We start from the raw sequence: 23,073 nt of genomic DNA, 5'->3' as shown, positions 1-23,073 counted from the left end.
TTAATTTAAGTTTAGCGATGAAAGGGGATTTGTTAAGATGGAGAAAAAAAATATAGACTGGGGCTCACTGGGATTTAGCTATATTCCCACCGATAGCCGATATGTATCGATTTATTCAGACGGAAAATGGGATGCAGGACAGTTGGTCTCTGACTCGAACGTTACTATGAATGAATCTGCCGGTGTGCTTCAGTATGCGCAGACCTGTTTTGAGGGGCTCAAAGCTTACACAACCAAGGACGGCAGCATTGTCACTTTCCGCCCTGAATTAAATGCAGCTAGAATGAAAGATACTTGTAACCGTTTGATGATGCCGGTCTTCCCCGAAGAGCGTTTTATTGAGGCGCTTGATATGCTGGTCAAGGATAACGCCGCCTATGTTCCGCCGTTCGGTTCAGGTGCAACGCTTTATATCCGTCCGTTTATGTACGGTTCCGGTCCGGTTATCGGCGTGGCCCCTGCTCCGGAATATACCTTCCGGATGTTCTGTACCCCCGTCGGCCCTTACTTTAAGGGTGGTGCTAAGCCGATTAAGCTGACCGTCAGTCCCTATGACCGTGCAGCCCCCCACGGCACCGGCCATATTAAGGCAGGACTAAACTATGCTATGAGTTTGTATGCTGGTTATGAAGCCAAGCATGCCGGTTTTGCCGAGAATATGTTCCTTGATGCGGCCACCCGCACAAAGGTTGAAGAAACCGGCGGTGCAAACTTCTTGTTTGTCACCAAGGACGGAAAGGTTGTTACGCCGAAGTCTCCTTCTATTTTACCGTCCATTACCCGCCGCTCACTGATGATTGTTGCCAAGGATTATCTTGGACTTGAGTGCGAAGAGCGCGAAGTCATGTTTGACGAAGTACGTGATTTTGCCGAGTGTGGCCTGTGTGGTACCGCCGCGGTCATCTCTCCTGTCGGAAGCATCAACAACTTTGGTGAAGAAATCTGCTTCCCTTCCGGCATGGAAGAAATGGGTCCCATTACCAAGAAGTTGTATGAGACACTCACTGGTATCCAGATGGGTACTATCGAAGCACCTGAAGGCTGGATTCACAAGGTACTGTGAGTTTTGATTAAAGCAATGTTTCAACAAACAACTAAGTATATTGTTTAAACTGCAGCGGTCGCAAACTATGCGGCCGCTGTTGCTATTTTATTTTAAAATAAAAACGCTATTGATAAATGGTTGAAGTGCTGATATAATAGGCACCAGAAAATAGAGATTTGAGGTGAAAAGATGCGCAAATTTTCTTGCTAATTATATAAAGCATTATAAAACAGGAATAGCGGTACTAAGAGCCGCCTGTTTTGTTGTGCCAATGCAAGAAAGTTTAGCATCTTTAACGCCTAAAATATTATGATCTAAGCCGCAATGCGCGGTTTGGGTTTCTCGTGTTATTTTAAGCTGCAGGAAATGAACTTTCTTGCAGCTTAAAATTTTTACACGGGAGGATTTGTACTATGTCTTTAATCAATGTTAAAAACCTCACCTTTGCGTATGATGGAAGTCACGATAATATTTTTGAGAATGTCAGTTTTATGTTGGATACCGACTGGCGACTAGGGCTTACCGGCCGGAATGGTCGGGGGAAAACTACTTTTTTAAAGCTGCTGATGGGTAAGTATCCGTTTTCAGGCAGCATCTCAGCTGATGTTGAATTTGAATATTTCCCCTATGAAGTAGCGGAAAAACAACGATTAACGCTGGAAATTATCACTGCCATGTTGCCCGATATTCAGGAATGGGAAATCGTTCGCGAACTCAATTTGCTTAAAACTGCCGATGATTTACTTTATCGCTCTTTTGAGACCCTTTCAAATGGCGAACAGACCAAAGTTTTGCTGGCAGCACTATTTTTGAAACACAACCGCTTTTTATTGATAGACGAACCCACCAACCATCTGGATATGGAGGCAAGAGCGGTAGTTGGCAACTATTTGCGGCAAAAAAGCGGGTTTATTCTTGTCTCGCACGACCGGGCACTCTTAGATGGTTGTATCAACCATATCATGTCAGTTAATAAAAGTGATATTGATATTCAGAAGGGGAATTTCTCGTCATGGTGGCAGAATAAGGAACGACAGGATAGCTTTGAGCAAGTGACAAATGACAAGTTAAAAAAGCATATCAAGAGGCTTGAGCAGACGGCCAAACAAAAAGCGTCGTGGTCAGATAAGGTTGAAAAAACCAAATATGCCACTAAAAATTCTGGACTGCACCCCGACAGAGGTTATGTCGGGCATAAGGCTCAAAAAATGATGAAACGCGCAAAATCATTAGAAAATCGCCAGCAGTCAGCTATTGAAGAAAAGTCAAAGCTTTTAAAAAATATTGAATTCACCCAAATACTCAAAATTCAACCGCTTGAATATCGAGCGGCAACGTTGATTGGGCTTGAAAAGGTAACCATCCATTATAGTGGGCGCATAGTATGTCCAAATATCAGCTTTTCAGTTAAGTGTGGAGATAGAATTGCGCTGTGTGGGGCAAATGGATCTGGAAAATCCAGCCTGTTGAAACTGATTCTAAATGAGGATATTCCCTATTCAGGCAATATTTTGCGAGGCAGCGGGCTAAAAATCTCTTACGTCAGGCAGGACGCTTCGTGGCTCTCCGGAAATCTGTCGGAGTATGCCCGGGAGCAGAAGATTGATGAAAGTCTGTTTAAAGCAATTTTGCGCAAACTGGATTTTTCCCGTATTCAGTTCGAAAAAGATATGTGCGATTTCAGCGCTGGGCAGAAAAAGAAAGTGCTGATCGCCCGCAGCCTCTGCGAGCAAGCGCACCTATATATCTGGGATGAGCCGCTAAACTTTATTGACGTCTATTCCCGTATTCAGATAGAGACGTTGCTAAAAACTTATCAGCCGACCGTTTTATTCGTCGAGCACGACCGTGCTTTTGGCCAGGAGATCGCAACTAAGACGGTGCAGCTTTAGAGGAATCTTGGTAAAACTTTTTCAACAGCGATAATAAGCAAATGTTGAAAATGGTCGCGGAAGTTTTTAGACACAAATAAGCCCCCGACCCGAAAGGCATTATCTGGTCAGGGGCTTTCGCTTTCAATAGTTATTTTAAAACATTTGACGTCTTAAAACCGGTCAATTTCTCTTATGGCTAAACGGTGCTGAGCGCACTTTAGAGCATTGCATCCAACTCAAGTAGTGCCGCGACATATATTTTGGTTGCGTTGAGCATCTCTTTGATTGAGAAGGATTCATCGGGTTGGTGGATACCGCCACGCCCCACCGGGAAGGCTGGTGCGCAGCTGTCCATTTCTGGCCCAAAGGGGATGGCATTTGGAATTACGCGGCAATAGGTAGCACCCTTCATCAAAAATGGGGTACGCGATTCGCCAGTCAATTCGTTTGCAATAGCGGTCATGGCGGTGACAACGGGGTGATCGCTTGGCATACAAAAGCCGTCAACCCCCTCCTCTACCGTCAAATCAAGCCCGTGCGCGGTGCAGGCGGCACGCATGAGTGGTTCGATACGCTTACAGCTGTCTTTAGCGGGGTAACGGCAATTGAAACCGAACACAAAACGCCCGTCTTCAGTACGGCGGGCAAGTCCCCCAATAATAGTCAGTAGACCGTATTCCCCCATATCCTGCGCAATGCCCAGTGTTTTGCCAGTTACATCTAAAAGGACATCACGCCAGAAAGCTATGAGAGATTTCTCTTCGCCGTGCAAAATACCAGCGCGTAGCAGTGCATCAAGGCCAAGGCCGATAGCGTTTAGAGATTGCTCGGGCATTGAGGCATGGGCCGAAAGTCCAATGGCATGAAGCTTAGTGTATTCCCCCTCGCAGGTAATTGTAACTTGGTCATTTGCCTGAGCTTTAAGTACTTCAAAATGTTTTTTTGCCACCAGAATTTCACACTCGGAAGCAACGGTATTAGTGGCGGTACCCGCCTGAAGCAAAAGAATTTCATCAGCGATTGGTTCTGAGATGACGCTGCCCGCAAAGATGCCCTTTTCAGCAAAGGCGGCAGGGAACATGCTGTCCGGTACCAAAGAAAATTTAGGCCAGCCGACCGTCTTGCCATAATACTCAACATCGGTCATCATATCTTCTTCGTTGCAGCCGTAAAACAGACGCACGGCGTGCTTCATAGGTAGCTTTAAACTGCGGATACAGTCGAGTGCGTACAGGCCCACAATAGCGGAGCCTTTGTTATCAATGGAGCCGCGTCCACGGACAAAGCCGTTTTCGACCACTGGTATGAAGGCGTCGGTAGTCCAACCGTTACCCGCGGGTACTACATCAAGGTGGGTAAAAATGCCCAGCTCCTCACTCCCCTCGCCCCAACGCAGACTGGCGCACTGGTTTTCGTGGTTTTGCAGCGTCAAACCTTTTTTAGCGCAGATGTTGCCCATGGCCTGAAGTGATTCAAGGCACCCCCTGCCATAGGGAGTTTCCTTGGAGCTGTTAGGTTGGGTGATGCTTTTAATTTCTATTAAACGGCAGAGATCTGAAACCATTTCTTTTTCATGTGCGGCAAGATAACGGTCGACCCCCTGCAATAGTGCAGCGGAAATAGCCACAAAGATTCCCCCTTTTTTGTTATGCGTATTATTATAGCGAACAGGGGGAAAAAAGACAAGTAAATTTGTAAATTTAGTCATAAAATATACAAAGAGAATCCCGCTAGAAATAAAAGTAATTGTATAAATTAAATAAATATATACAAAATGTATTGAAAAACATTCATGAATTGAATTTTGCAATGTAAATTATGAAAGATGTCTTCCGATGTTAATCAAAATTTACGCATATATACAATCTTAGAATTAAGATTTCTTAGTTTTATTTAACAAAAACGAAGCAGCGGATTTTTATCCGCCGCTCACAATTATTATTCCGCTTTTTTTCTAAAGCCAAGCCCCAGCATTTTGGGGCCAGCATTGATGGCTACGCAGGGACCAATGGGACCCATAAGATACGGTGCCTTACCGCCCAGTTTTTTGATGGCAGCAGCCAGCTCTTTGGCTTGTTCGGGATTATTGCCGTAAGCGATAATATAGTCCCCTTTAATGTCTTCAGCCATGTTTACGTACAGCTGGGCCATTTTAGGTACCAGTGTTTTGTCACCACGGGTTTTCTCAAGCACTTTGTTTTCGCCGGAGATTGACATGATGGGCTTTACCCCCAGTATATCACCCACAAAAGCAGCGCAGGCGTTTAAACGACCGGAGCGCTTGGCATATTGTAGGTTGTATAGACCAACAAGCGTGATCGAATTATTATACCAGTCCTGCATGTCGTTGGCGACGGCATCGGGATCGTCACCCTTTTTAAGACGCTCTAACCCGAGCAGGATTGGCATCGCAATGACATAAGAATAGGTTGTGGAGTCGATAACGCGGATGTGTAGCTTGCCCTCAAGCGCAGGATATTCACTCGGCAAAAGCTCAACAGCGTGCTTTGCCGCTGAATAGGTACCTGAGCCCTTGGCATTCATAGTGACGCAGATTACGTCAGTGTAGCCTTCTTTAGCGGCACGCAAAAACTCCTCCATGAACTGAATAACCGTCACCTGTGAGGTATGCGGTAAGGTATTGGTTCTTTCAACCTCGGCATAAATAGTCTCGCAATTTATTTCTACGCGGTCCTCATAAGGAATGCCGTTCATTTCGACACCGCAGTTAACAATGCGTACGCCGTATTTTCTTTCCTGCTCCAGAGATAGATCACAGCAGGAATCGCAAAGCATCAGAGTTTTTCTCATCTTATTCCTCCCAGCGGTAGTTGCGCAGTCTTCCCTCGCCTGAAAGGCCGGGATAGCCCCATTGCCGCAGCGTTTCAAACACGGCGACCGCAACAGTATTTGAAAGATTCAGGCTGCGGGCTTCCTCAAGCATAGGAATTCGCACACAGCTTTCGGGGTTTTCATAAAGTAACGTCTCGGGCAGCCCGGCGTCCTCGCGTCCGAACACGAGATAAGCCCCATCGGGATAGCACGCGTCACTATGGGATTGGCGCGCCTTGGTGGTAAAAAAATAAAAAGGCCCGCAATTTCTGGCAAAAAAATCTGCGCTGTCGGCGTACTCGGTAATGTCCAGCAGGTGCCAGTAATCCAGCCCGGCGCGTTTTAGCTTTTTATCATCCAGAACAAAACCCATGGGGCCAACCAGATGTAGTCGTGCGCCGGTTGCCGCACAGGTGCGAGCGATATTGCCAGTATTTTGCGGAATTTGAGGTTCAATTAAAACAATATTAAGCGTTCGCAAAATCAAAACTCTCCAAAAGAAAAAGGATATATTAAACTATACCATTCTTAAAGCAAAATAACAAGTATCGCCTGTTACATTTTTATGGGGGAATTTTAAGGTTCACAACTAAAGCTGGCCATTTTCTTTGACTTCACTATAGCTGGTGCTATAATGTTTATAGTTAAACTGGTGAATCCCTTTCTATTTAAAAGCAAAGGAGCATGCACATGAGACAGTTGATGACCGGCAATGAAGCTGTCGCCCGCGGCGCGTGGGAAGCGGGTGTACATTTTGCCGCAGCTTATCCCGGAACCCCCAGCACCGAGATCATGGAGAATATCTCGACCTATGATGAAATCACCTGTGAATGGTCGCCAAACGAAAAAGTTGCCTATGAGGCTGCCTATGGCGCATCGCTCGCTGGTGGGCGAGCCATGGCTTCAATGAAGCATGTCGGTATAAATGTGGCGGCTGACCCGCTGTTCGCCAGCGCATATATGGGCGTCAACGGTGGGTTCGTGGTGATTTCGGCCGATGAACCGGGGCAGCACTCCTCGCAGAGCGAACAGGATAACCGCAACTATGCCAAGGCGGCACGGCTGCCGATGCTTGAGCCCTCGGACAGCCAGGAATGCCTCGATATGGTCAAGACGGCATTTGAACTGTCAGAAGCGCTGGATCTACCGGTGCTGATTCGTCTGACCACGCGCATATGCCACTCTAAAAGCATTGTATCACTAAATCAGCGCGAGGAAGTGGACATCCGCAGCTATAAAAAGGATATCACCAAGACCATCACGGTGCCGGCGATAGCGCGCGGGTTGCGGCTAACACTTGAAAAACGTGTAGCCAAAGCGTTGGAGATTTCGGAGCACAGCGCGTTAAACCGCATAGAAAAAGGTAACGGCAAAATTGGCGTAATTTCCTCTGGCGTTTGCTACTATTATGCCAAAGAAGTGTTTGGAGAAACCGCCTCTTACTTAAAGCTGGGCATGAGCTGGCCGCTGCCGAGTGGTTTAATGGCGGACTTTTGCCGCTCAGTCGAGACGATTTATATCATAGAAGAAAACGACCCTTATATTGAGGACGAGGTTCGCCGGCTCGGGTTTTTACCACATGGACGAGATATCTTCCCGTTTTGTGGTGAGCTGATGCCCGACGTTCTGCGGCGGTCATTGCACGGGCGAACACAACCCACACTGGACTATGACCGCTCAATGGTGCTCCCCCGCCCGCCTATGCTTTGCGCTGGATGTCCCCACCGTGGGCTGTTTTATGAGTTGGGCAAAAAGAAGGATGTTCTCGTGTCGGGCGACATTGGGTGTTATACCCTCGCTTTTTCAAAGCCCTATGATGCAATGGATTGGGACATTTGTATGGGTGCGGCCTTTTCCTCCGGCCATGGCGCGCAGAAGATGTTTGACAAAAAGGGCGTTTCTACCCGTGTGGTATCAGTCATGGGTGATTCGACATTTTTCCATACCGGAATCAATTCACTCATCGACGTGGCTTATAACGGCTCTAATACCGTCAACATTATTCTTGATAACCGTATCACCGGTATGACCGGCCATCAGGAGAATCCGGGTAGTGGATTGACGATCAAGGGTGAGCCTTCTGATGCGATTTCTATTGAGCAGCTCGTGTGCACCATTGGTATTAAGCATGTTCGCGTAATTAATCCAAATATACTCAAAGAGGTGCGCGAGGCGCTGGAATGGGGGCTGTCGCTCGACGCGCCTTCGGTCATCATCACCCGTTGGCCCTGTGTGTTAAAGCGCTTCTCAGCTGAGGATAAGCGGGAATTTTCCGATGCCTTTAAAGAAAAGATGGTTGTCACCGAAAAGTGCATCGGCTGCAAAGCCTGTTTAAAATGCGGTTGCCCTGCTCTTTCGTTTAGATCTCACGAGAAAAAAGCGATTATTGATCGGGATATGTGTGTGGGCTGCACCGTCTGTGCACAAGTTTGTCCGATGAACGCCATCGTCAAGGAGGGGGAATAAATCATGCGAGAAGTAAAAAGTGTCCTGTTGGTCGGTGTCGGCGGGCAGGGAACCATTCTTGCGGCCAAGCTTTTGACCCTTGGCCTGATGGCGGCTGGGTACGATGTTAAAATGAGCGAGATTCACGGCATGAGTCAACGCGGGGGCAGCGTGTCTTCGCAGGTACGTTATGGTGAGCGTGTGCTCTCCCCTGTCATAGAGCACGGCGGCGCGGATATACTGGTGTCGTTTGAAAAGATGGAAGCACTGCGCTGGCTGGAGTATCTCAAGGTAAGCGGTGAGGTCATCGTCAACGATTATGAAATACCCTCTATGCCGGTGCTCTCGGGTGCAACAGAATATCCCGAGCGTATTCTGGAAGAGCTTTGCACAAAGGCCAATACCATCGTGATCAATGCTGCCGAAGAGGCCGAAAAGCTAGGCAGCGCAAAAGCGATGAATGTGGTGTTGCTGGGTGCCGCCGTCCGGCTGTTGGGGTTGGAGGATATCGACTGGGCTGCCATCATCAAAGATAATGTGAAGCCGCAGTTCGTAGACCTAAACCTGAAGGCATTTGAAACGGGAAAAGTGCTGGCAGAAAAAAGGTAGAAAAAGGGGCCGCCATTTCGGCCCCTTTTTGCGACAAAATTTGTTTGAGCAGTTGCCCTTTGTTCTAAAAGCATGTAAACTAATAAGGCAAAACATCGAAAGCAAAGGACGATAGCTTTATGCCCAGAAAAATTACTTATAATGCCCCTGTAGTACTTACTTTCTCACTATTGTCATTGGTTGTGCTGTTATTGGGGGATGCAACAGCGGGCGCGATCACCGAGAATTTATTTATGCTTAAATTTACCGCTTTCAGCGATCCACTGCTTTATTTGCGGTTGTTTTCTTATGTGCTGGGGCATGCCAACTGGGAGCATTATAGCGGCAATATGATGCTGCTTTTACTCACTGGGCCAATGCTAGAGGAAAAGTACGGGAGTCGACAATTGTTGACGGTGGTTATTTTTACAGCTCTTACCACTGGAATTATTCATTTATTGTTGCTCCCCGATGTGGCAGTTTTGGGCGCCAGTGGCATTGTTTTTGCTTTCATTCTACTAGCTTCGATCACCGGCAGTGGAGAGCGCCAGGTACCACTCACCCTAATTGTGGTGGCGGTGATCTACCTCGGTGGTGAGGTGCTCAGCGGATTTTTTGAAAGTGACTCTATTTCGCAACTTTCTCATATTATCGGCGGCGTCATCGGCTGCGGATTTGGCTATATCTTTAAGCCGCGCAGACCTGCAAGGGCATTAGAGGTACGATAGATAAATAATGTTAATGAAAACAGGGCGGACAGTTTTTCTGTCCGCCCTGTTTTAATTTGATTGTTACTTAGTACAATAAATTCTAATACAAATCTGCGATGCTGCAACAGAAAGGGTTTAATCCTCTAAGTTGCTATAGCGTGTGTGCAACAGCTTGTGGATGTGATGGTGGTCGGAGAGCAGTCCGTCGTAGAGTGCTGCAATCATCGGGTTTTCTTCCGAGCTTTTGATTTGAGCCTGTTTGTCGACGGTGTAAAGGCCGTCGGCACGGGTGCGCTTGGTGCGATCTCTGCCAAACGGTTGCCCCGCACCACCAATACAGCCGCCGCGGCAGGCCATGACCTCAACAAAGTGGTAAAACACCTCGCCGGATTCTATTTTCTCCAGCAACAGCTGTGCATTTTTAAGCCCATGTACCACCGCGATTTTCAGCTCGGTATCTCCAAGCTTGACGGTGGCCTCTTTGACCATGTCTTCCATTCCACGCACGCCGGAATATTTAATTTCGCGCAGGGTATTAACGTTCTTTTTACCCGAGACGCGACGGATAACCGCCTCGGTAACGCCGCCGGTTGTGCCAAAGATGACACCCGCACCGCTGCCCATGCCAAACGGCATGTCGGTGGCCTCGTCATCTATTTCATCAAAGCGAATACCAACCTCTTTAATCATGGTCGAAACGCCGCGCGTAGTTAGCACGTAATCGACGTCGGGAATACCGTTGACGTAAAATTCCTCGCGTGCAGCCTCTGCCTTTTTTGCTGCACAGGGCATGATCGAAATAACGACCGTATCGCGGGGGTCGTCATCGTTTAAGCGGGCTTGTGCCTTGATGACCGAACCGAACATCTGCTGTGGCGACTTGCATGACGACAGATGTGGAATATATTTGGTGTTGGAATTTTCAACATAGCTGACCCACGCTGGGCAGCAAGAAGTGAACATTGGGAATGGGCCGCCCTTCTCAAGTCGGCGCAAAAATTCCGCTGATTCTTCCATGACCGTCAAATCTGCGCCCAAGGTCGTATCATAGACTTCGTCAAAGCCCATGCGCTTCATCGCGGCGACCAACTTGCCCATTTTGTTAGATCCTGGCGCAATGCCAAACGCCTCGCCGATGGCGACGCGCACCGCCGGCGCAATCTGGGCCACCACCCGCTTATGCGGGTTTTGTAGCGACGACCAGATGTTGCCGATCTGGTTCTTAACCGTGATAGCGCCGGTGGGACACACCGCAGCGCATTGTCCGCAGTTGACGCATTTTGTCTCAGCCATTTTTCGGTTAAAAGCGGGCATAACGCGCAGCTGAGAACCACGGTGAACAAAATCCAATATGCCCATGCCCTGAATTTCGTCGCAGACGCGAACACAGTCACCGCAAAGGATGCACTTGTTTGGGTCGCGGACAATCGAGCGACTGCTGGTGTCGGTTTCCATCTGTTCGCGAGTATCCTCAAAGCGCACCCGGCGGATTCCGAACTGTTTGGCCATATCTTGCAATTTGCAATCTCCGCTCTTTTCACAGATGGTGCAGTCGCGACAATGGGCGGCCAGCAGCAGTTCCAAAATCATTTTACGGTGTTTGAGTGTTCTGGAGGTGTTGGTGCGAATCCGCAGCCCATCCTTTGGCTCCATCGAGCAGGAAGCTTCAATACTGCCATTTTCCAGCTCGACGACGCACATGCGGCAGGCGCCGTAGGTCGAAAGCTCGGTGTGATAACAAAAGGTTGGCATCGAAATGCCTGCCTTGCGCATAACGGCCAGCACGTTTTTCTCATCGTCAAAACCGATGCGGTGATCGTCTATATACATGTAACCCTTGCTCATGAGTTATCCCTCCTTGACGGCGCTAAAGGCGCAAGCTGAAATACAGGCGCCGCACTTGATGCACTTAAGATTATCGATAACAAACGGCTCTTTGATTTTGCCGCTAATCGCCCCCACCGGACAGTTGCGGGCGCACTTGCTGCAGCCCTTGCAAAGCGTGGGGTCGATAAAGATGGTTTTAAGCGCCATGCAGCTTTTGGCGGGGCATTTTTTATCAACCACGTGTGCCAGATATTCGTCGCGGAAGAATTTTAGCGTACTGTGTACCGGCGCGGGCGCGGTTTTGCCCAAACCACACAAAGCAGTTTCTGAAATTGTTTCGGTTAGCTCCTCAAGAAGATCAAGATCCGAAAGTTTGCCCTGTCCGGCGACGATACGTTCCAAAATTTCGAGCATGCGCTTAGTACCCTCACGACAGGGCACACATTTGCCACAGGATTCATTCTGGGTAAAGTTCATGAAGAAACGTGCCACTTCAACCATGCAGGCATCTTCATCCATGACAACCAACCCACCAGAGCCGATCATCGCCCCACGTTTTTTGAGCGAGTCAAAATCGAGCGCAATATCGAGGTCGGCAGTGATAAGACAGCCACCAGAGGGGCCACCAATCTGCACGGCTTTAAATTTTTTACCATTTTTGACACCACCACCGATATCCATAATAATCTCGCGCAGGGTGGTACCCATCGGCACCTCAATCAAGCCCGTGTTATTAACGTTACCGGTCAGTGCAAAAGCCTTGGTGCCGGGGCTGCTTTCCGGGCCGATAGAGCGGTACCAGTCCGCGCCGTTCGTGATAATAAGCGGCACATTGGCGAAGGTTTCAACATTGTTTAATACGGTGGGCTTGCCGAACAGGCCTTGCTCGACAGTACGCGGCGGCTTGACACGCGGCATACCGCGATGTCCTTCGATTGAGGCGGTCAGCGCACTGCCTTCACCACAGACAAAAGCACCCGCGCCCCGGTTAATATGGATATCGAATGAAAAACTGCTGCCCAGAATATTTTTGCCCAAAAGGCCCCAAGCGCGCGCCTTGTCTATGGCAATTTGAAGGCGATCCACCGCCATCGGATATTCAGCACGGACGTAAATATAGCCCTCGTTTGAACCGCTAGCATAGCCCGCGATAATCATACCTTCGAGCATTTTGTGGGGGTCACCTTCCATAACGCTGCGATCCATGAAGGCACCAGGGTCGCCCTCGTCGCCGTTACACACCACATAATGCACCGGTTCTTTTTGCCTGCGCACCTGATCCCACTTACGCCCGGCGGGAAAGCCGCCGCCCCCACGGCCCCGAAGGTTCGAGGCGGAGATGATCTTACATACCGCTTCGGGGGTCATGTCAAACAGCGCCTTTGAAACGGCATCATAGCCGCCCTTAGCGATGTATTCTAAAATATCTTCGGCGTCGGTCTGACCGCAGTTGGAGAGCACATTTCGAGTCTGCTTTTTATAAAATGGGATTTCTGACTGACCCTGATAGGTTTTGCCATCCATTTTATAGAGCAGACGGTCAATGACCTCGTCGTGAAGGATGGATTTCTCGATAATTTCGTCACAGTCCTCCAACGTAACTTTTATGTACAGAACATCAAGCGGTTCAATTTTAAGTAATGGCCCCATCTCGCAAAAGCCATGGCAGCCCGAACGTTTTAAGCCAATGTTTTGTTCATGAGGCTCGTGTCGCAGCTCGACGCAGACGTCAATGCCCCGCTTTTCGCAGGCCGACTTGATACGGTCATAAATGAGCAACGAACCGCCCGCTACGCAGCCTGTGCCACAGCAGACCAAAACCTGTTTCTTTTGCATCTCCAGCGAATGACTTGCCTGACGCCGCAGTGCGGTCAACTCGGCCAGTGTGTTAAGCTTAGGCATTCGTGACACCTTCCTTCTTCAATTCAGCCAGCAGAGCCAGTGCCTTTTCGGGCGTCATAGAGGGATAAACTACATCGTTTATCGTAATGACCGGAGAGAGCCCGCAGGCACCAAGACATGAGACCGTCTCGACAGTGAACATCAGGTCGTCGGTTGTCTGTTTTTTACCGGAAAGTCCTAGGTCACCGCGGATAGCCTCTAAAATGGGGATAGACTTGCGCACATGACAGGCTGTGCCATCACAAATTCTAATAATGTTCTTGCCCTTTGGTAGCAAAGAAAAATTTTCGTAAAAGGTTGCGACGCTGTAAGCTTTTGCAATGCTGATTTTTAAACCCTTTGCAATTTGCTCCAGTGCTTTAGCGGGCAGATAATTGTATAGCGCCTGAACGTCCTGCATGATGGCGATAAGCGCCGATGCGCGGTATTCGTGGGCTTCCAGAATCTTTTCCACCTCGGTACGAAGTGATGCATGCTCCATTACGGATCCTCCCGATCTTTTGTTTTGCATTATAAACTGCAGATTTATTGGACTGCGTCTTAAATGTTGATCAAAATGAATCAAATATTGCAAATATTATTCTATATAAAAATGATTACCGCGTCAAGCGGTTTTAGGGAGAAGATATGAAATTTGTTAAAAAATACTCAAACTAATTTACACACCATACACCAAATTGAAGAATTGGTCAAGTCTTTTGAAAAGGCAGTGTGCATAGGCCTGTGTTTTTAGCATATTTAACCACCAAATATAAATGAGCTTAAAACACTTTTGCTAATTGTTTTTAGTCAGCGGCGATTACGTAATTGCGGAATTTTAAAAAGGTACATACCTTTAGTTAATTAAAATCGTTGCAATCTGAGTAATTATAAGTATCAACAACATGAAAGTGACAAAAGCATAAATAAAAAACAAAATTAAGCACAAATAGTTGTATATAATGCCGGGTTAAGAAAATCTGGAAATGTGCGATTAGTTTAGTGAACGGGTAAAACCGCTCAAAGCAGGTTTAGGATGCAGGGCCCGCATCCTTGACCAGCAGAACATAAAAGGCGAGCAATGGATTGCTTGCTCAAAAATTAATCATGGAGGAAAAAACTATGATCGTACAACATAACATTATGGCGTTAAACGCCTACAACAGACTGTCTGCTAACAACAGCTCGGTTTCTAAGAACCTGGAGAAGCTTTCTTCTGGCTATAAGATCAACCGCGCAGGCGACGATGCTGCTGGCCTCGCAATCTCCGAGAAGATGAGAGCCCAGATCACTGGCCTTGAGCGCGCAAGCGACAACGCACAGGACGGCATCTCGCTTGTTCAGACCGCTGAAGGCGCGCTGACCGAGGTGCACTCCATGCTCAACCGTATGGTCGAGCTGGCCACCCAGTCCTCTAACGGCACCTTCGATAACACCACCGACCGCGCGAACCTGCAGTCTGAGATCGACTCGCTCAAGGATGAAATCAATCGTATCGCCGACGAGACGAACTTCAACGGCATTAACCTGCTCGACGGTTCTCTGGGTGACTCTGTAAATGTAAGTGATGCTGTTATTGCCGGCAGCGCTGCTGATGGTACCGACATCAAGGCAGCTGCTTCCACGTTCACCAGCGACACTATCGGTGCTGGCGACGCTGGAGCAGATGCTACATTTACCATCACCTATACGGACAACGATGGTACATCTAAGAATATTAATGTAGCATATACAACTTCTGATACCTCTGCCGCCGCTAACCTGGATGCCATAAAGGAAGCGCTAGCCAAGGATGACTCCGTTTCGAATCTGTTTGATGTTTCGGCCTCTGGTGGCAATCTGGTTCTCACCAGTAAGGCGACCGGTGCTGATGCGCCGGTTGTCACTGGCATTTCAACCACCGATACTACGGCAGATGTATTGGGCGACAACCCTGTAACTGATGCAGTGAGCGTAGAAGGTGCCGGCAATGGCAAGACCTTTGCTGGAACTATTGCGGCAGGCGATAGCATTTCCATTAATGGCAAAACCTTTACATTTATCGCTAATGGTTCTACCGTACCTGCACCCAAAGGCACTGTAGGTGTAGAGCTCGGCGCCACCGCTGATGCTACCGGCTATGCCGCTACCACTAAGAACCTTCAGGCTGCGCTTGATGCAGCCGGAGTCGATAATGTCTCAGTTGCATATGACGGCACTAACCTCAATGTTACCTCCAACGGCGGCGGTCTCGGTCTGCAGATCGGCGATACTGCTTCCCAGCGTCTCACCGTCAAGGTCGACAACATGAACACCACTTCGCTGGGTCTCGAAAATGTCGACATCAGCACCGAAAGCAATGCCACCAACTCCATTGATAAGATTAAGGCGGCTATCAACACCGTATCCAGCACCCGTGCTGACCTCGGTGCCATCCAGAACCGCCTTGAGTACACCGTTAACAACCTGGCTACCACCACTGAGAACCTGACCTCTGCCGAGGCGCGTATCCGCGATACCGACATGGCGAAGGAAATGATGGCCTACACGAAGAACAACGTTCTTTCTCAGGCCGCTCAGGCGATGCTTGCTCAGGCCAACCAGCAGCCCCAGCAGGTTCTGCAGCTGCTCCAGTAATTTACCTTCTCGTTTGGTTGCTGCTTAACAGTAGCCCTTTGGTGCAATCGCCGCCTAAGGCCCTTGTGGCTTTCGGTTTTGCGGCGGGAGCAAACCCCGAGAGAAAACGCCCGGACTTTATGTCCGGGCGTTTTTGCATCTATAAGCGCTTTTAAAGCACTGACGATGGTAGGGTGGTTTACTTATCGAAGAGCTAACCCGAGCCCATTAAAAAGCCCCACAGTTTTTAACTGTGGGGCAACCGTCTTAAAGGCTATCAATCTGCTCTGAATTATTAGATTGTGTGTAATATTATAGATTACAGCCCTTAATCTTCAAAAGCAAATTACAAGGTTATTGGTTTTAATGGATCAGAGTTACTTTTTCTTATAGAATTTATTTTCGGTACCGCTTAGCAACCGTTTGATATTCTCGCGATGATTATAGATAACCAACAGTGCAATACCGCAGGCTAGTAATAATTCCATAGGTGCAACAGTGCCGTCTTTTAAAAGCATGCTGCCCGCCAGCAACAACGGAAACAGCACCGCACCCGAAAGTGACGCCAACGAAACAAAGCCCGAGACCCCCGCAATGATAATGCCTGCAGTGAATACCACTCCAAATACCGGTGGGTTGATGGCGCACACTGCACCTAATCCGGTCGCAACGCCCTTACCACCTTTAAAGCGGAAATACAGCGGATACATATGCCCCAAAATAGCGACATAGCCAGATAGATAGGCGCCATAGGTCTGCTGAGCCGTTGCCCCAAAAAGAGAGAAGAGCAAACGCCCCAACATGACGGCAAAAACACCCTTCAAAATATCCCCTGCAAAAGTCAAAGCTGCCGCCTTTGCGCCATAGGTGCGTAGCATATTGGTTGTTCCGGCGTTGCCACTGCCATGACGGCGCACATCGTCGCCGTAAAACAAAGTGGAAAACAGCACGGCACAGTTGATACTGCCCATCAGATAGGCAGTAACGGTCGCTATTAGGGAAGCTAAGATCCATTCCATAAAAGTTTTCGCCCCTTTAGTTTTTCAGGCTGTGCATCGGCGCGGGGATGTAGCCGCCGCGATGGATCATTTTCTCGGGTGAGAAGCCATTGACCGGCATGACCGGCCCGCCGCCTAAGAGACCGCCAAAGTTGAGTTCGTCTCCAACTTTATAACCCGCTGCGGGAATGACGCGAACGGCGGTGGTTTTCTGGTTGACCATGCCAATGGCCGCTTCATCTGCGATGATTCCTGAGATAGTCTCGGCAGTGGTGTCGCCCGGCAGCATAATCATGTCAAGGCCCACCGAACAGACCGAAGTCATAGCTTCGAGCTTTTCGAGTGAAAGCGCGCCCACTCTGGCGGCATCCATCATGCCTGCATCCTCCGAAACTGGAATGAACGCGCCTGAAAGGCCACCAACACGTCCGGAGGCCATGACGCCACCCTTTTTGACCGCGTCGTTTAAAAGCGCCAGACAGGCTGTGGTACCGGGGGCGCCACAACGTTCCAAGCCCATTTCCTCCAAAATATGTGCCACCGAATCGCCAACCGCGGGGGTGGGCGCAAGCGAGAGATCGATGATGCCAAATGGAACGCCTAATCGTTCAGAAGCTTCAGCTCCGACAAGCTGACCCATGCGGGTGATCTTAAAAGCGGTTTTCTTAACGATGTCGGCAATTTGGTTAATAGGTAGGTCGGCACTCGCGCGGGCAAGCGCCGCGCGAACAACGCCGGGGCCCGAAACGCCGACGTTTATAATGCAGTCCGGTTCACTGATGCCGTGGAAAGCGCCTGCCATGAAGGGGTTATCCTCCGGTGCGTTGCACAGAACCACGAGCTTTGCGCAGCCGATGGACTGGCGCTCTGCGGTGAGCGCGGCAGTTTCCTTGACGATGCGGCCCATCAGCTCGACCGCGTCCATGTTGATGCCCGCCTTGGTGGAGCCGACGTTGATCGACGAACACAACAGGTCGGTTTCGGCCATGGCGCGTGGAATCGAGCGGATCAGCTCTAAATCGCCCGCCGAAAATCCTTTCTGCACCAGTGCAGAATAGCCACCGATAAAGTTGACGCCGATGGTATTCGCCGCTTTTTGCAGCGCGTGGGCATATTTGACCGGGTCTCCACCCGAAACACCCGCCAGCACCGCGATGGGGGTTACCGCAACGCGTTTGTTGATAATCGGAATACCGTACATACGCTCGATATCCTGACCAGTTTTGACAAGGTCTTTGGCCAGACGGGTGATCTTGTCATAAACCTTTTGGCAGGAGCGGTCGATGTCGTTGTCTGCACAGTCTAGCAGCGAGATACCCATTGTTATTGTGCGGATATCCAGGCATTCGTCCTGAATCATCTGCACTGTTTCAAGAATGTCGTTGATGTTCAGCATAGGTTCCCCTTCTCCTTATATGCGATGCATGGCGTTGAAAATATCCTCGTGCATGACATGCGCAATAAGGCCCATTTCCTTGACCGATGCCTGCATCTCTTCAGAAAGCAGCGCAAAATCGCAGGAAAGTTTAGAAATATCGGCGAGCATAACCATTGAGAAAAAGTCACCCATAACAGTTTGGGTAACGTCGATGATATTCGCATTATGTGTGGCGCAGATACCGGCCGCTTTTGCAAGAACGCCTACGGTGTCATGCCCGACTACGGTTATAACAGCATTCATGAGCAGATTCCTCCTTAAAATAGGGCGTGGGTACGAATTGCCCCTTATATTAAACGCTTTATATCATAACATAAAACAGCGCGGCAAAACAATTCCCCGCGCCGCTTTTTCGCTCTAAAAACCTAAAATCTCACCGACAATTATTACCTCGGTGCATTCAAAATTGTTTATAGGCCGCATGTGGATCACCATGCCCCGGCAGATTCGCTCCGGGCTGTTGCAGTCATGACATTTTCCGGTTACAGCACAGGGCGTTTTATATCCGAGCCGCTTGGCATTTGCCGGCGCCGCTACATTTCGCGCGCGGTCGATCGCTGTGGTGAGATCGGGTGTAATCTTGTTGATGCCGCAGACAAAATAAAGCTTTTTGGGGCCATAAAGGGTGGATGCAACGCGGTTGCCCGTACCGTCGATATTGACCAACTCACCGGTTTCCGCCACGGCATTGGCGGAGGTGATATACGTTGTAAATTCGGCATAGCGCTCTCTGTCGCCAGGCGTTTTCCAATGCCAGCAGACGGTGTTTTCGTTAGCGAGTAGATCGTAAAGGCCCATATCTTTCAGAGTGACCGATCCGCCAAAACCGATAGTCTCCCCTTTAAGGGCGCCTGCCAAATAGGAACTTGCCTCGGCGGCGGTTTCAAAGTATTTAACCGAAAAACCATGGTTCTTAAAATTGTCAAGCAGCTTGGAGCAATCCATTGGACATCTCCCTTTCTTTTTGTTTTATTCTATTTTCGCATAGTAAAGTTATAAAATCAATATGGAAGATTTGATTGTAATTATTGGGTTATTTCACTTGCTTATAGCGTTAAAATAGCAAGGTTTATAATCTTAGATGCTGTTATTAGCTTTTAGGCGGGTTGTACTACTGTATGAGCTGATTATGTGGTATAATTGCTTTAAGACAATTATACCGGTATGCCAGCGGTTTGATCACGAAAAGCTGCCACTTTAGGCGGACAAGCCGTCATGAAAGGGCATATCGCTTACCCATAAAAACGGCAATTTAGCAAGGAGGCACATAAATGGCGGCAATAATTTATGACGGGCATACGCATTCCCATCATTCTTTCGATGGCAGCGAAACGATTCAAACCATGTGTGAGGCTGCTATTAAAGCGGGGCTACGTGGTATTGCGGTAACCGATCACTGCGACCTTGGTGCGTATGTAGTATCCGACTGGCGCGAGAGGTTATCAGCGGCAGCGGCGGAGATTAAGCAGGTGCGGGCGCTTTTTAAAGGCCGATTGAAGCTGTTTCATGGGGTAGAACTGGGACAGGCGACTCACGATATGACAATGGCGCAGCAGGTTTTGGCGCTTTTCGACTATGACGTGGTGCTCGGTTCGCTCCACAACCTGTATCAAACAGAGGATTTTTATTTTTTACAGAAAAAAACTAATGATCAAAAGGTCTTGCTTGGCCGATATTTTGCGGAGATGCTGCAACTCGCCAAGACGGATACCTTCGATGTGTTGGCTCATATCACTTACGCCTACCGATATATGGGATATGGCAAGGAGGTTCCTCCAGTGCAAAATTTTGAGCCGCAGTTGCGCGAGTTGTTTACCACGCTGGCTAAAAATGGTAAAGCTCTGGAATTAAACACCTCGGGTCTTTACCGCAATCCAAAGGCACGCGCCATGCCCGACCTGTGGGAATTAAAGCTGTTTAAGGAATGTGGGGGCGAAATGGTCGTGCTGGGCTCAGATGCGCACATCGCAACCAACATTGGACGCGGTATCGTAGAAGGACAGGCGCTTTTGCGTGCTGCAGGCTTTTCTTATCAGACTGTTTATCAGGCACGCAAGCCGATGTTGTATAAATTAGATTAAGAAGCGAAAAGTTAAGCAAAGGCTACGTTGTAGTAGGTGGGGCTTCATAAGCGCAACAATATTGAGGAACACTTAACAACTAAATTTAAAAATAAAATCGGAGGTACTAATATATGGACGCGAGTTCTATCGGGATTATTGGCGGTGCGGATGGTCCTACGGCCATTTTTGTGGCGGGCAAGATATGGCCCATTATTGTTATGGCTGGTTTTGGCGCGGTAGCGCTAATTGCGCTGGGGGTATGGCTGTTTTTAAAGCATAGATAAAATGTCTGACGGGACTTTTCCGATGTGCCGTGTGGTAAAACTTAATAAAAGCAGCGGCCGGAGATTAACAAACGGCCGCTGCTTTTTAAGTGTCTATAATCTTCTGTAGCGCTCAGGGCGTATTTTACCGTTTTCAAGCGCGTGCTGGAGTTGATTTATCATCTTCTGGCGGTCACGGTTCAAGACACCGGCCAGTGCCACATAATTGGAAATGTGGTTCGAGCGTAACACTGTGCCCTCGCTATCCACCGATTCCAAAAACAGTTTTTGCTCCTGCAGATACTCCAGTGGGGAGAGAATGTCAAACCGCCCCTCGAGATAATCCTGCGCCAGTGGCGTGCCTGCCTCGAGGTGCAGCGTCAATAGGCCGAGATAATCTGGCTTTGTAGCCGTAACTAGCTTCGCCGACATGATGGCATGCTCGCGCGTTTTGGGCCGTCCGCCGAGACCGGTGATCAGCGTCATCGAAACCTTCAGACCCGCCGCCTTTAGCCGCAGACAGGCCTCGGTAATCTCGGCAGCAGTGACCCCTTTTTTGACATCCTGCAAAATTTCGTCACTGCCCGATTCGGCGCCGATATAGACCATCTCTAGCCCATGCTCTCTGAGGGACACCAGCTCCTCGTGAGATTTAAGAAGCACATCCTGTGCGGCACCGTACATTGTGATGCGCTCAAGGCGTGGAAACAACGCGTAAGCCTTATCGAGAATTGTGATAATATCCTCTGTTTTGACAACGAGCGCATCGCCGTCTGCAAGAAAAATTCGGTCGACGTCCAGGCGGTGGCTTTGGCTGACCTCCTCTAGGTCGGCTATAACATCAGCCAGTGGTCTCACACGGAAGGTCTTGCGCTTATACATGGTGCAAAAGGTACAGGTGTTACGAGCGCAGCCGATGGTAAGCTGAATAATCAGGCTGTGTGCTTCACTTGGCGGACGGTAAACATCACCTTCGTATCTCATATCAAAAAGTCTCCTTTTATACTTAATCTATGGGTTTTTTCTGCGCAGCGAGGACGATGGAATGCCAAGCTCTTCGCGGTATTTTGCTACCGTTCGGCGTGCAATGACCGTCCTATCCTTTTCAAGCAGTGATACCAACGCGCTGTCGGATAAGGGGCGGCGTGGATCTTCGGCTTCTATTAGGCTTTTAATCTGATCCTTGACCGAACGGCTGCCCGTACCCTGACCACCCGCGTCATCGGGCAGCGCACGCGAAAAGAAATGCTTAAAGGGGAAAACGCCATATTTACATTCGATATACTTGCCGTTAACTGATCGACTGACGGTGGATTCATGCACACCCAATTCACCCGCGATGTCCTGTAAGCGCAACGGAAGAATATCGCCGTCGCGCAAAAAGAAATCCTTTTGTCGGCGTACAATGGCGTTTGCAATCTGTTCGATCGTGTCACGCCGAGTTTTGATCGCTTTTGCCACCCACATCGCCTGAGAAAGCTTGCGCTCGACATAGTCCTTAACCTCGTCACCCTTGTCACAAAGCGAAAGATAGCTGCGGTTGATATTGATGTTGGCGCTGAAGCGATCATTATATTGGCAGGAAAGTACGCCGTCCGTTTCCGTGACGGTGACATCAGGCAGAATATAGACCGCCGGACGGTCACCAAAACAGTAGGCCGGGCGGGGCTGGAGTGTTTTGATCAGCTCGTAGAGTTCGCGCACCTTTTGCGCCGAACAGCCAAGCGCGCCGGCAATTTTCTGAAAATGCCCACGCGGCAGCTCCTGTAAATAGTCCTCGACCAAACGATAAGCCAGCGGGTCGTCAACGCCGAGCCGGTCAAGCTGAATCGTCAGCGTTTCAGCCAGATTATTTGCGCCGATACCAGGCGGATCAAGCGTTTTGAGATAAGCGATCGCCTCTTGCGCTAACACCAGATCGACATTGAAGGATTGCGCAGCCTGCTCGGCAGTTATGGCAAGATAGCCGTTTTCGTCGAGAGAATAAATCAGCTTTTCCAGAATAGACAGCTCTACCCGCGTCAGGCTAAAATCAAACTGATTTCTCAGATAAGCCTGCAGATCATATGGGTCATCACTTTGAAGCGCCGGCTCTTGCCGATGATCGGCGTTATAGTCGGCGGGGTCTTCATCCGGACGCAATACAGGCTTTGATACAAGCCATTGCGCTGTCGCCAACAGATTTGTTTCTTCCTGCGTAGAGCTACGATCGGGGGTCAACACATCAATGAGCGGATTTTCAACCTGAAGCTCATTTAGCCGCTCGTTTAGCTCCTGAATATTCATCTGAAGAAGGGTGACATACTGTATCTGCTGCATCGATATATTTTGCCGCAGCTCCTGCTTCTGATACTGCCCTAAAAACCCTGTAACAGACATGCTCCCTCTCCTTTCTGAATTAATAGGCTCGTTTTTAGTCTTATTATGACGTATTTTTTTCTGTTTTGCAAGCAATATGATTTGACAACTCTTCCAGTTCAACGCCATTGGCGCACCATTGCAACAGATAAAATA

The 23,073-nt window shown here is 48.9% G+C and carries 20 protein-coding genes; 8 read left to right on the top strand and 12 right to left on the bottom strand.

The features are described 5' to 3' along the window. The first annotated feature begins 37 nt into the window (after positions 1-37). Positions 38-1,063, top strand: a complete 1,026-nt coding sequence (locus tag RBH76_08855) for a branched-chain amino acid aminotransferase (GenBank protein ID WMJ82847.1) — start codon at positions 38-40, stop codon at positions 1,061-1,063. A 395-nt stretch (positions 1,064-1,458) separates the two neighbouring features. Beyond that, a complete protein-coding gene (gene abc-f, locus RBH76_08850) occupies positions 1,459-2,937 on the top strand; it encodes an ABC-F type ribosomal protection protein (protein WMJ82846.1) in 1,479 nt (492 codons plus the stop codon). Positions 2,938-3,136: 199 nt separating this feature from the next. Here abc-f and RBH76_08845 read toward each other — a convergent pair whose 3' ends face one another. From RBH76_08845 to RBH76_08835, 3 genes are all read right to left on the bottom strand, one after another. After that, a complete protein-coding gene (locus RBH76_08845) occupies positions 3,137-4,546 on the bottom strand; it encodes a Sapep family Mn(2+)-dependent dipeptidase (GenBank protein ID WMJ82845.1) in 1,410 nt (469 codons plus the stop codon). Between the two features lie 311 nt (positions 4,547-4,857). Then, a complete protein-coding gene (locus RBH76_08840) occupies positions 4,858-5,730 on the bottom strand; it encodes a DegV family protein (GenBank protein WMJ82844.1) in 873 nt (290 codons plus the stop codon). A gap of 1 nt (position 5,731) precedes the next feature. After that, positions 5,732-6,232: a tRNA (cytidine(34)-2'-O)-methyltransferase gene (locus tag RBH76_08835; GenBank protein ID WMJ82843.1), complete on the bottom strand. Its 501-nt coding sequence runs from the start codon at positions 6,230-6,232 to the stop codon at positions 5,732-5,734. A gap of 209 nt (positions 6,233-6,441) precedes the next feature. Here RBH76_08835 and iorA point away from each other — a divergent pair, with 209 nt between their 5' ends. From iorA to RBH76_08820, 3 genes are all read left to right on the top strand, one after another. Further along, positions 6,442-8,217 (top strand): indolepyruvate ferredoxin oxidoreductase subunit alpha, encoded by a 1,776-nt coding sequence (gene iorA, locus RBH76_08830; GenBank protein ID WMJ82842.1) that lies wholly within the window; start codon positions 6,442-6,444, stop codon positions 8,215-8,217. Between the two features lie 3 nt (positions 8,218-8,220). Continuing rightward, positions 8,221-8,805, top strand: a complete 585-nt coding sequence (locus tag RBH76_08825) for an indolepyruvate oxidoreductase subunit beta (GenBank protein WMJ82841.1) — start codon at positions 8,221-8,223, stop codon at positions 8,803-8,805. A gap of 119 nt (positions 8,806-8,924) precedes the next feature. Continuing rightward, the gene (locus RBH76_08820; GenBank protein ID WMJ82840.1) at positions 8,925-9,512 is read left to right on the top strand and encodes a rhomboid family intramembrane serine protease; all 588 of its coding nucleotides are present in this window, start codon (positions 8,925-8,927) and stop codon (positions 9,510-9,512) included. Positions 9,513-9,629: 117 nt separating this feature from the next. Here RBH76_08820 and RBH76_08815 read toward each other — a convergent pair whose 3' ends face one another. The 3 genes from RBH76_08815 to RBH76_08805 are packed head-to-tail and all read right to left on the bottom strand — an operon-like array spanning position 9,630 to position 13,704. Beyond that, positions 9,630-11,339, bottom strand: a complete 1,710-nt coding sequence (locus RBH76_08815) for a [FeFe] hydrogenase, group A (protein WMJ82839.1) — start codon at positions 11,337-11,339, stop codon at positions 9,630-9,632. Positions 11,340-11,342: 3 nt separating this feature from the next. Next, positions 11,343-13,223 carry an NADH-quinone oxidoreductase subunit NuoF gene (locus tag RBH76_08810; GenBank protein ID WMJ82838.1) on the bottom strand — a complete coding sequence of 627 codons (1,881 nt, stop codon included), beginning with the start codon at positions 13,221-13,223 and terminating at the stop codon, positions 11,343-11,345. Then, a complete protein-coding gene (locus RBH76_08805; GenBank protein WMJ82837.1) occupies positions 13,216-13,704 on the bottom strand; it encodes an NAD(P)H-dependent oxidoreductase subunit E in 489 nt (162 codons plus the stop codon). The genes RBH76_08810 and RBH76_08805 overlap by 8 nt, the downstream gene beginning before the upstream one ends. Positions 13,705-14,324: 620 nt before the next feature. Here RBH76_08805 and RBH76_08800 point away from each other — a divergent pair. After that, positions 14,325-15,818 (top strand): flagellin, encoded by a 1,494-nt coding sequence (locus RBH76_08800; protein ID WMJ82836.1) that lies wholly within the window; start codon positions 14,325-14,327, stop codon positions 15,816-15,818. A gap of 356 nt (positions 15,819-16,174) precedes the next feature. Here RBH76_08800 and plsY read toward each other — a convergent pair whose 3' ends face one another. From plsY to RBH76_08780, 4 genes are all read right to left on the bottom strand, one after another. Beyond that, the gene (gene plsY / locus RBH76_08795; GenBank protein WMJ82835.1) at positions 16,175-16,816 is read right to left on the bottom strand and encodes a glycerol-3-phosphate 1-O-acyltransferase PlsY; all 642 of its coding nucleotides are present in this window, start codon (positions 16,814-16,816) and stop codon (positions 16,175-16,177) included. A 16-nt stretch (positions 16,817-16,832) separates the two neighbouring features. Further along, positions 16,833-18,191 carry a PFL family protein gene (locus tag RBH76_08790; protein ID WMJ82834.1) on the bottom strand — a complete coding sequence of 453 codons (1,359 nt, stop codon included), beginning with the start codon at positions 18,189-18,191 and terminating at the stop codon, positions 16,833-16,835. 15 nt (positions 18,192-18,206) lie between these two features. Further along, positions 18,207-18,476 carry an ACT domain-containing protein gene (locus RBH76_08785; protein WMJ82833.1) on the bottom strand — a complete coding sequence of 90 codons (270 nt, stop codon included), beginning with the start codon at positions 18,474-18,476 and terminating at the stop codon, positions 18,207-18,209. A 114-nt stretch (positions 18,477-18,590) separates the two neighbouring features. Continuing rightward, positions 18,591-19,178: a lactate utilization protein gene (locus RBH76_08780; GenBank protein WMJ82832.1), complete on the bottom strand. Its 588-nt coding sequence runs from the start codon at positions 19,176-19,178 to the stop codon at positions 18,591-18,593. A 326-nt stretch (positions 19,179-19,504) separates the two neighbouring features. Between RBH76_08780 and RBH76_08775 the strand changes: the two genes are divergently transcribed. Together RBH76_08775 and RBH76_08770 are read left to right on the top strand one after the other, a co-directional pair. After that, the gene (locus tag RBH76_08775; protein WMJ82831.1) at positions 19,505-20,314 is read left to right on the top strand and encodes a histidinol-phosphatase HisJ family protein; all 810 of its coding nucleotides are present in this window, start codon (positions 19,505-19,507) and stop codon (positions 20,312-20,314) included. 113 nt (positions 20,315-20,427) lie between these two features. Further along, complete coding sequence (locus tag RBH76_08770; protein WMJ82830.1) at positions 20,428-20,580, top strand: sodium ion-translocating decarboxylase subunit beta; 153 nt, start codon at positions 20,428-20,430, stop codon at positions 20,578-20,580. Between the two features lie 93 nt (positions 20,581-20,673). On the opposite strand, the gene RBH76_08765 is transcribed toward RBH76_08770, so the two are convergent. After that, entirely contained in the window at positions 20,674-21,543 is an 870-nt protein-coding gene (locus RBH76_08765; GenBank protein ID WMJ82829.1) for a radical SAM protein, read from the bottom strand. Between the two features lie 27 nt (positions 21,544-21,570). Next, positions 21,571-22,938: an RNA polymerase factor sigma-54 gene (rpoN, locus tag RBH76_08760; protein ID WMJ82828.1), complete on the bottom strand. Its 1,368-nt coding sequence runs from the start codon at positions 22,936-22,938 to the stop codon at positions 21,571-21,573. Between the last annotated feature and the right edge of the window lie 135 nt (positions 22,939-23,073).

This window comes from Oscillospiraceae bacterium MB24-C1 (assembly GCA_030913685.1).
Taxonomy (GTDB): Bacteria; Bacillota; Clostridia; order Oscillospirales; family Ruminococcaceae; genus Yanshouia.
Note: the sequence above shows the minus strand (reverse complement) of the source record. Positions and strands in the feature narration are given on the sequence as shown.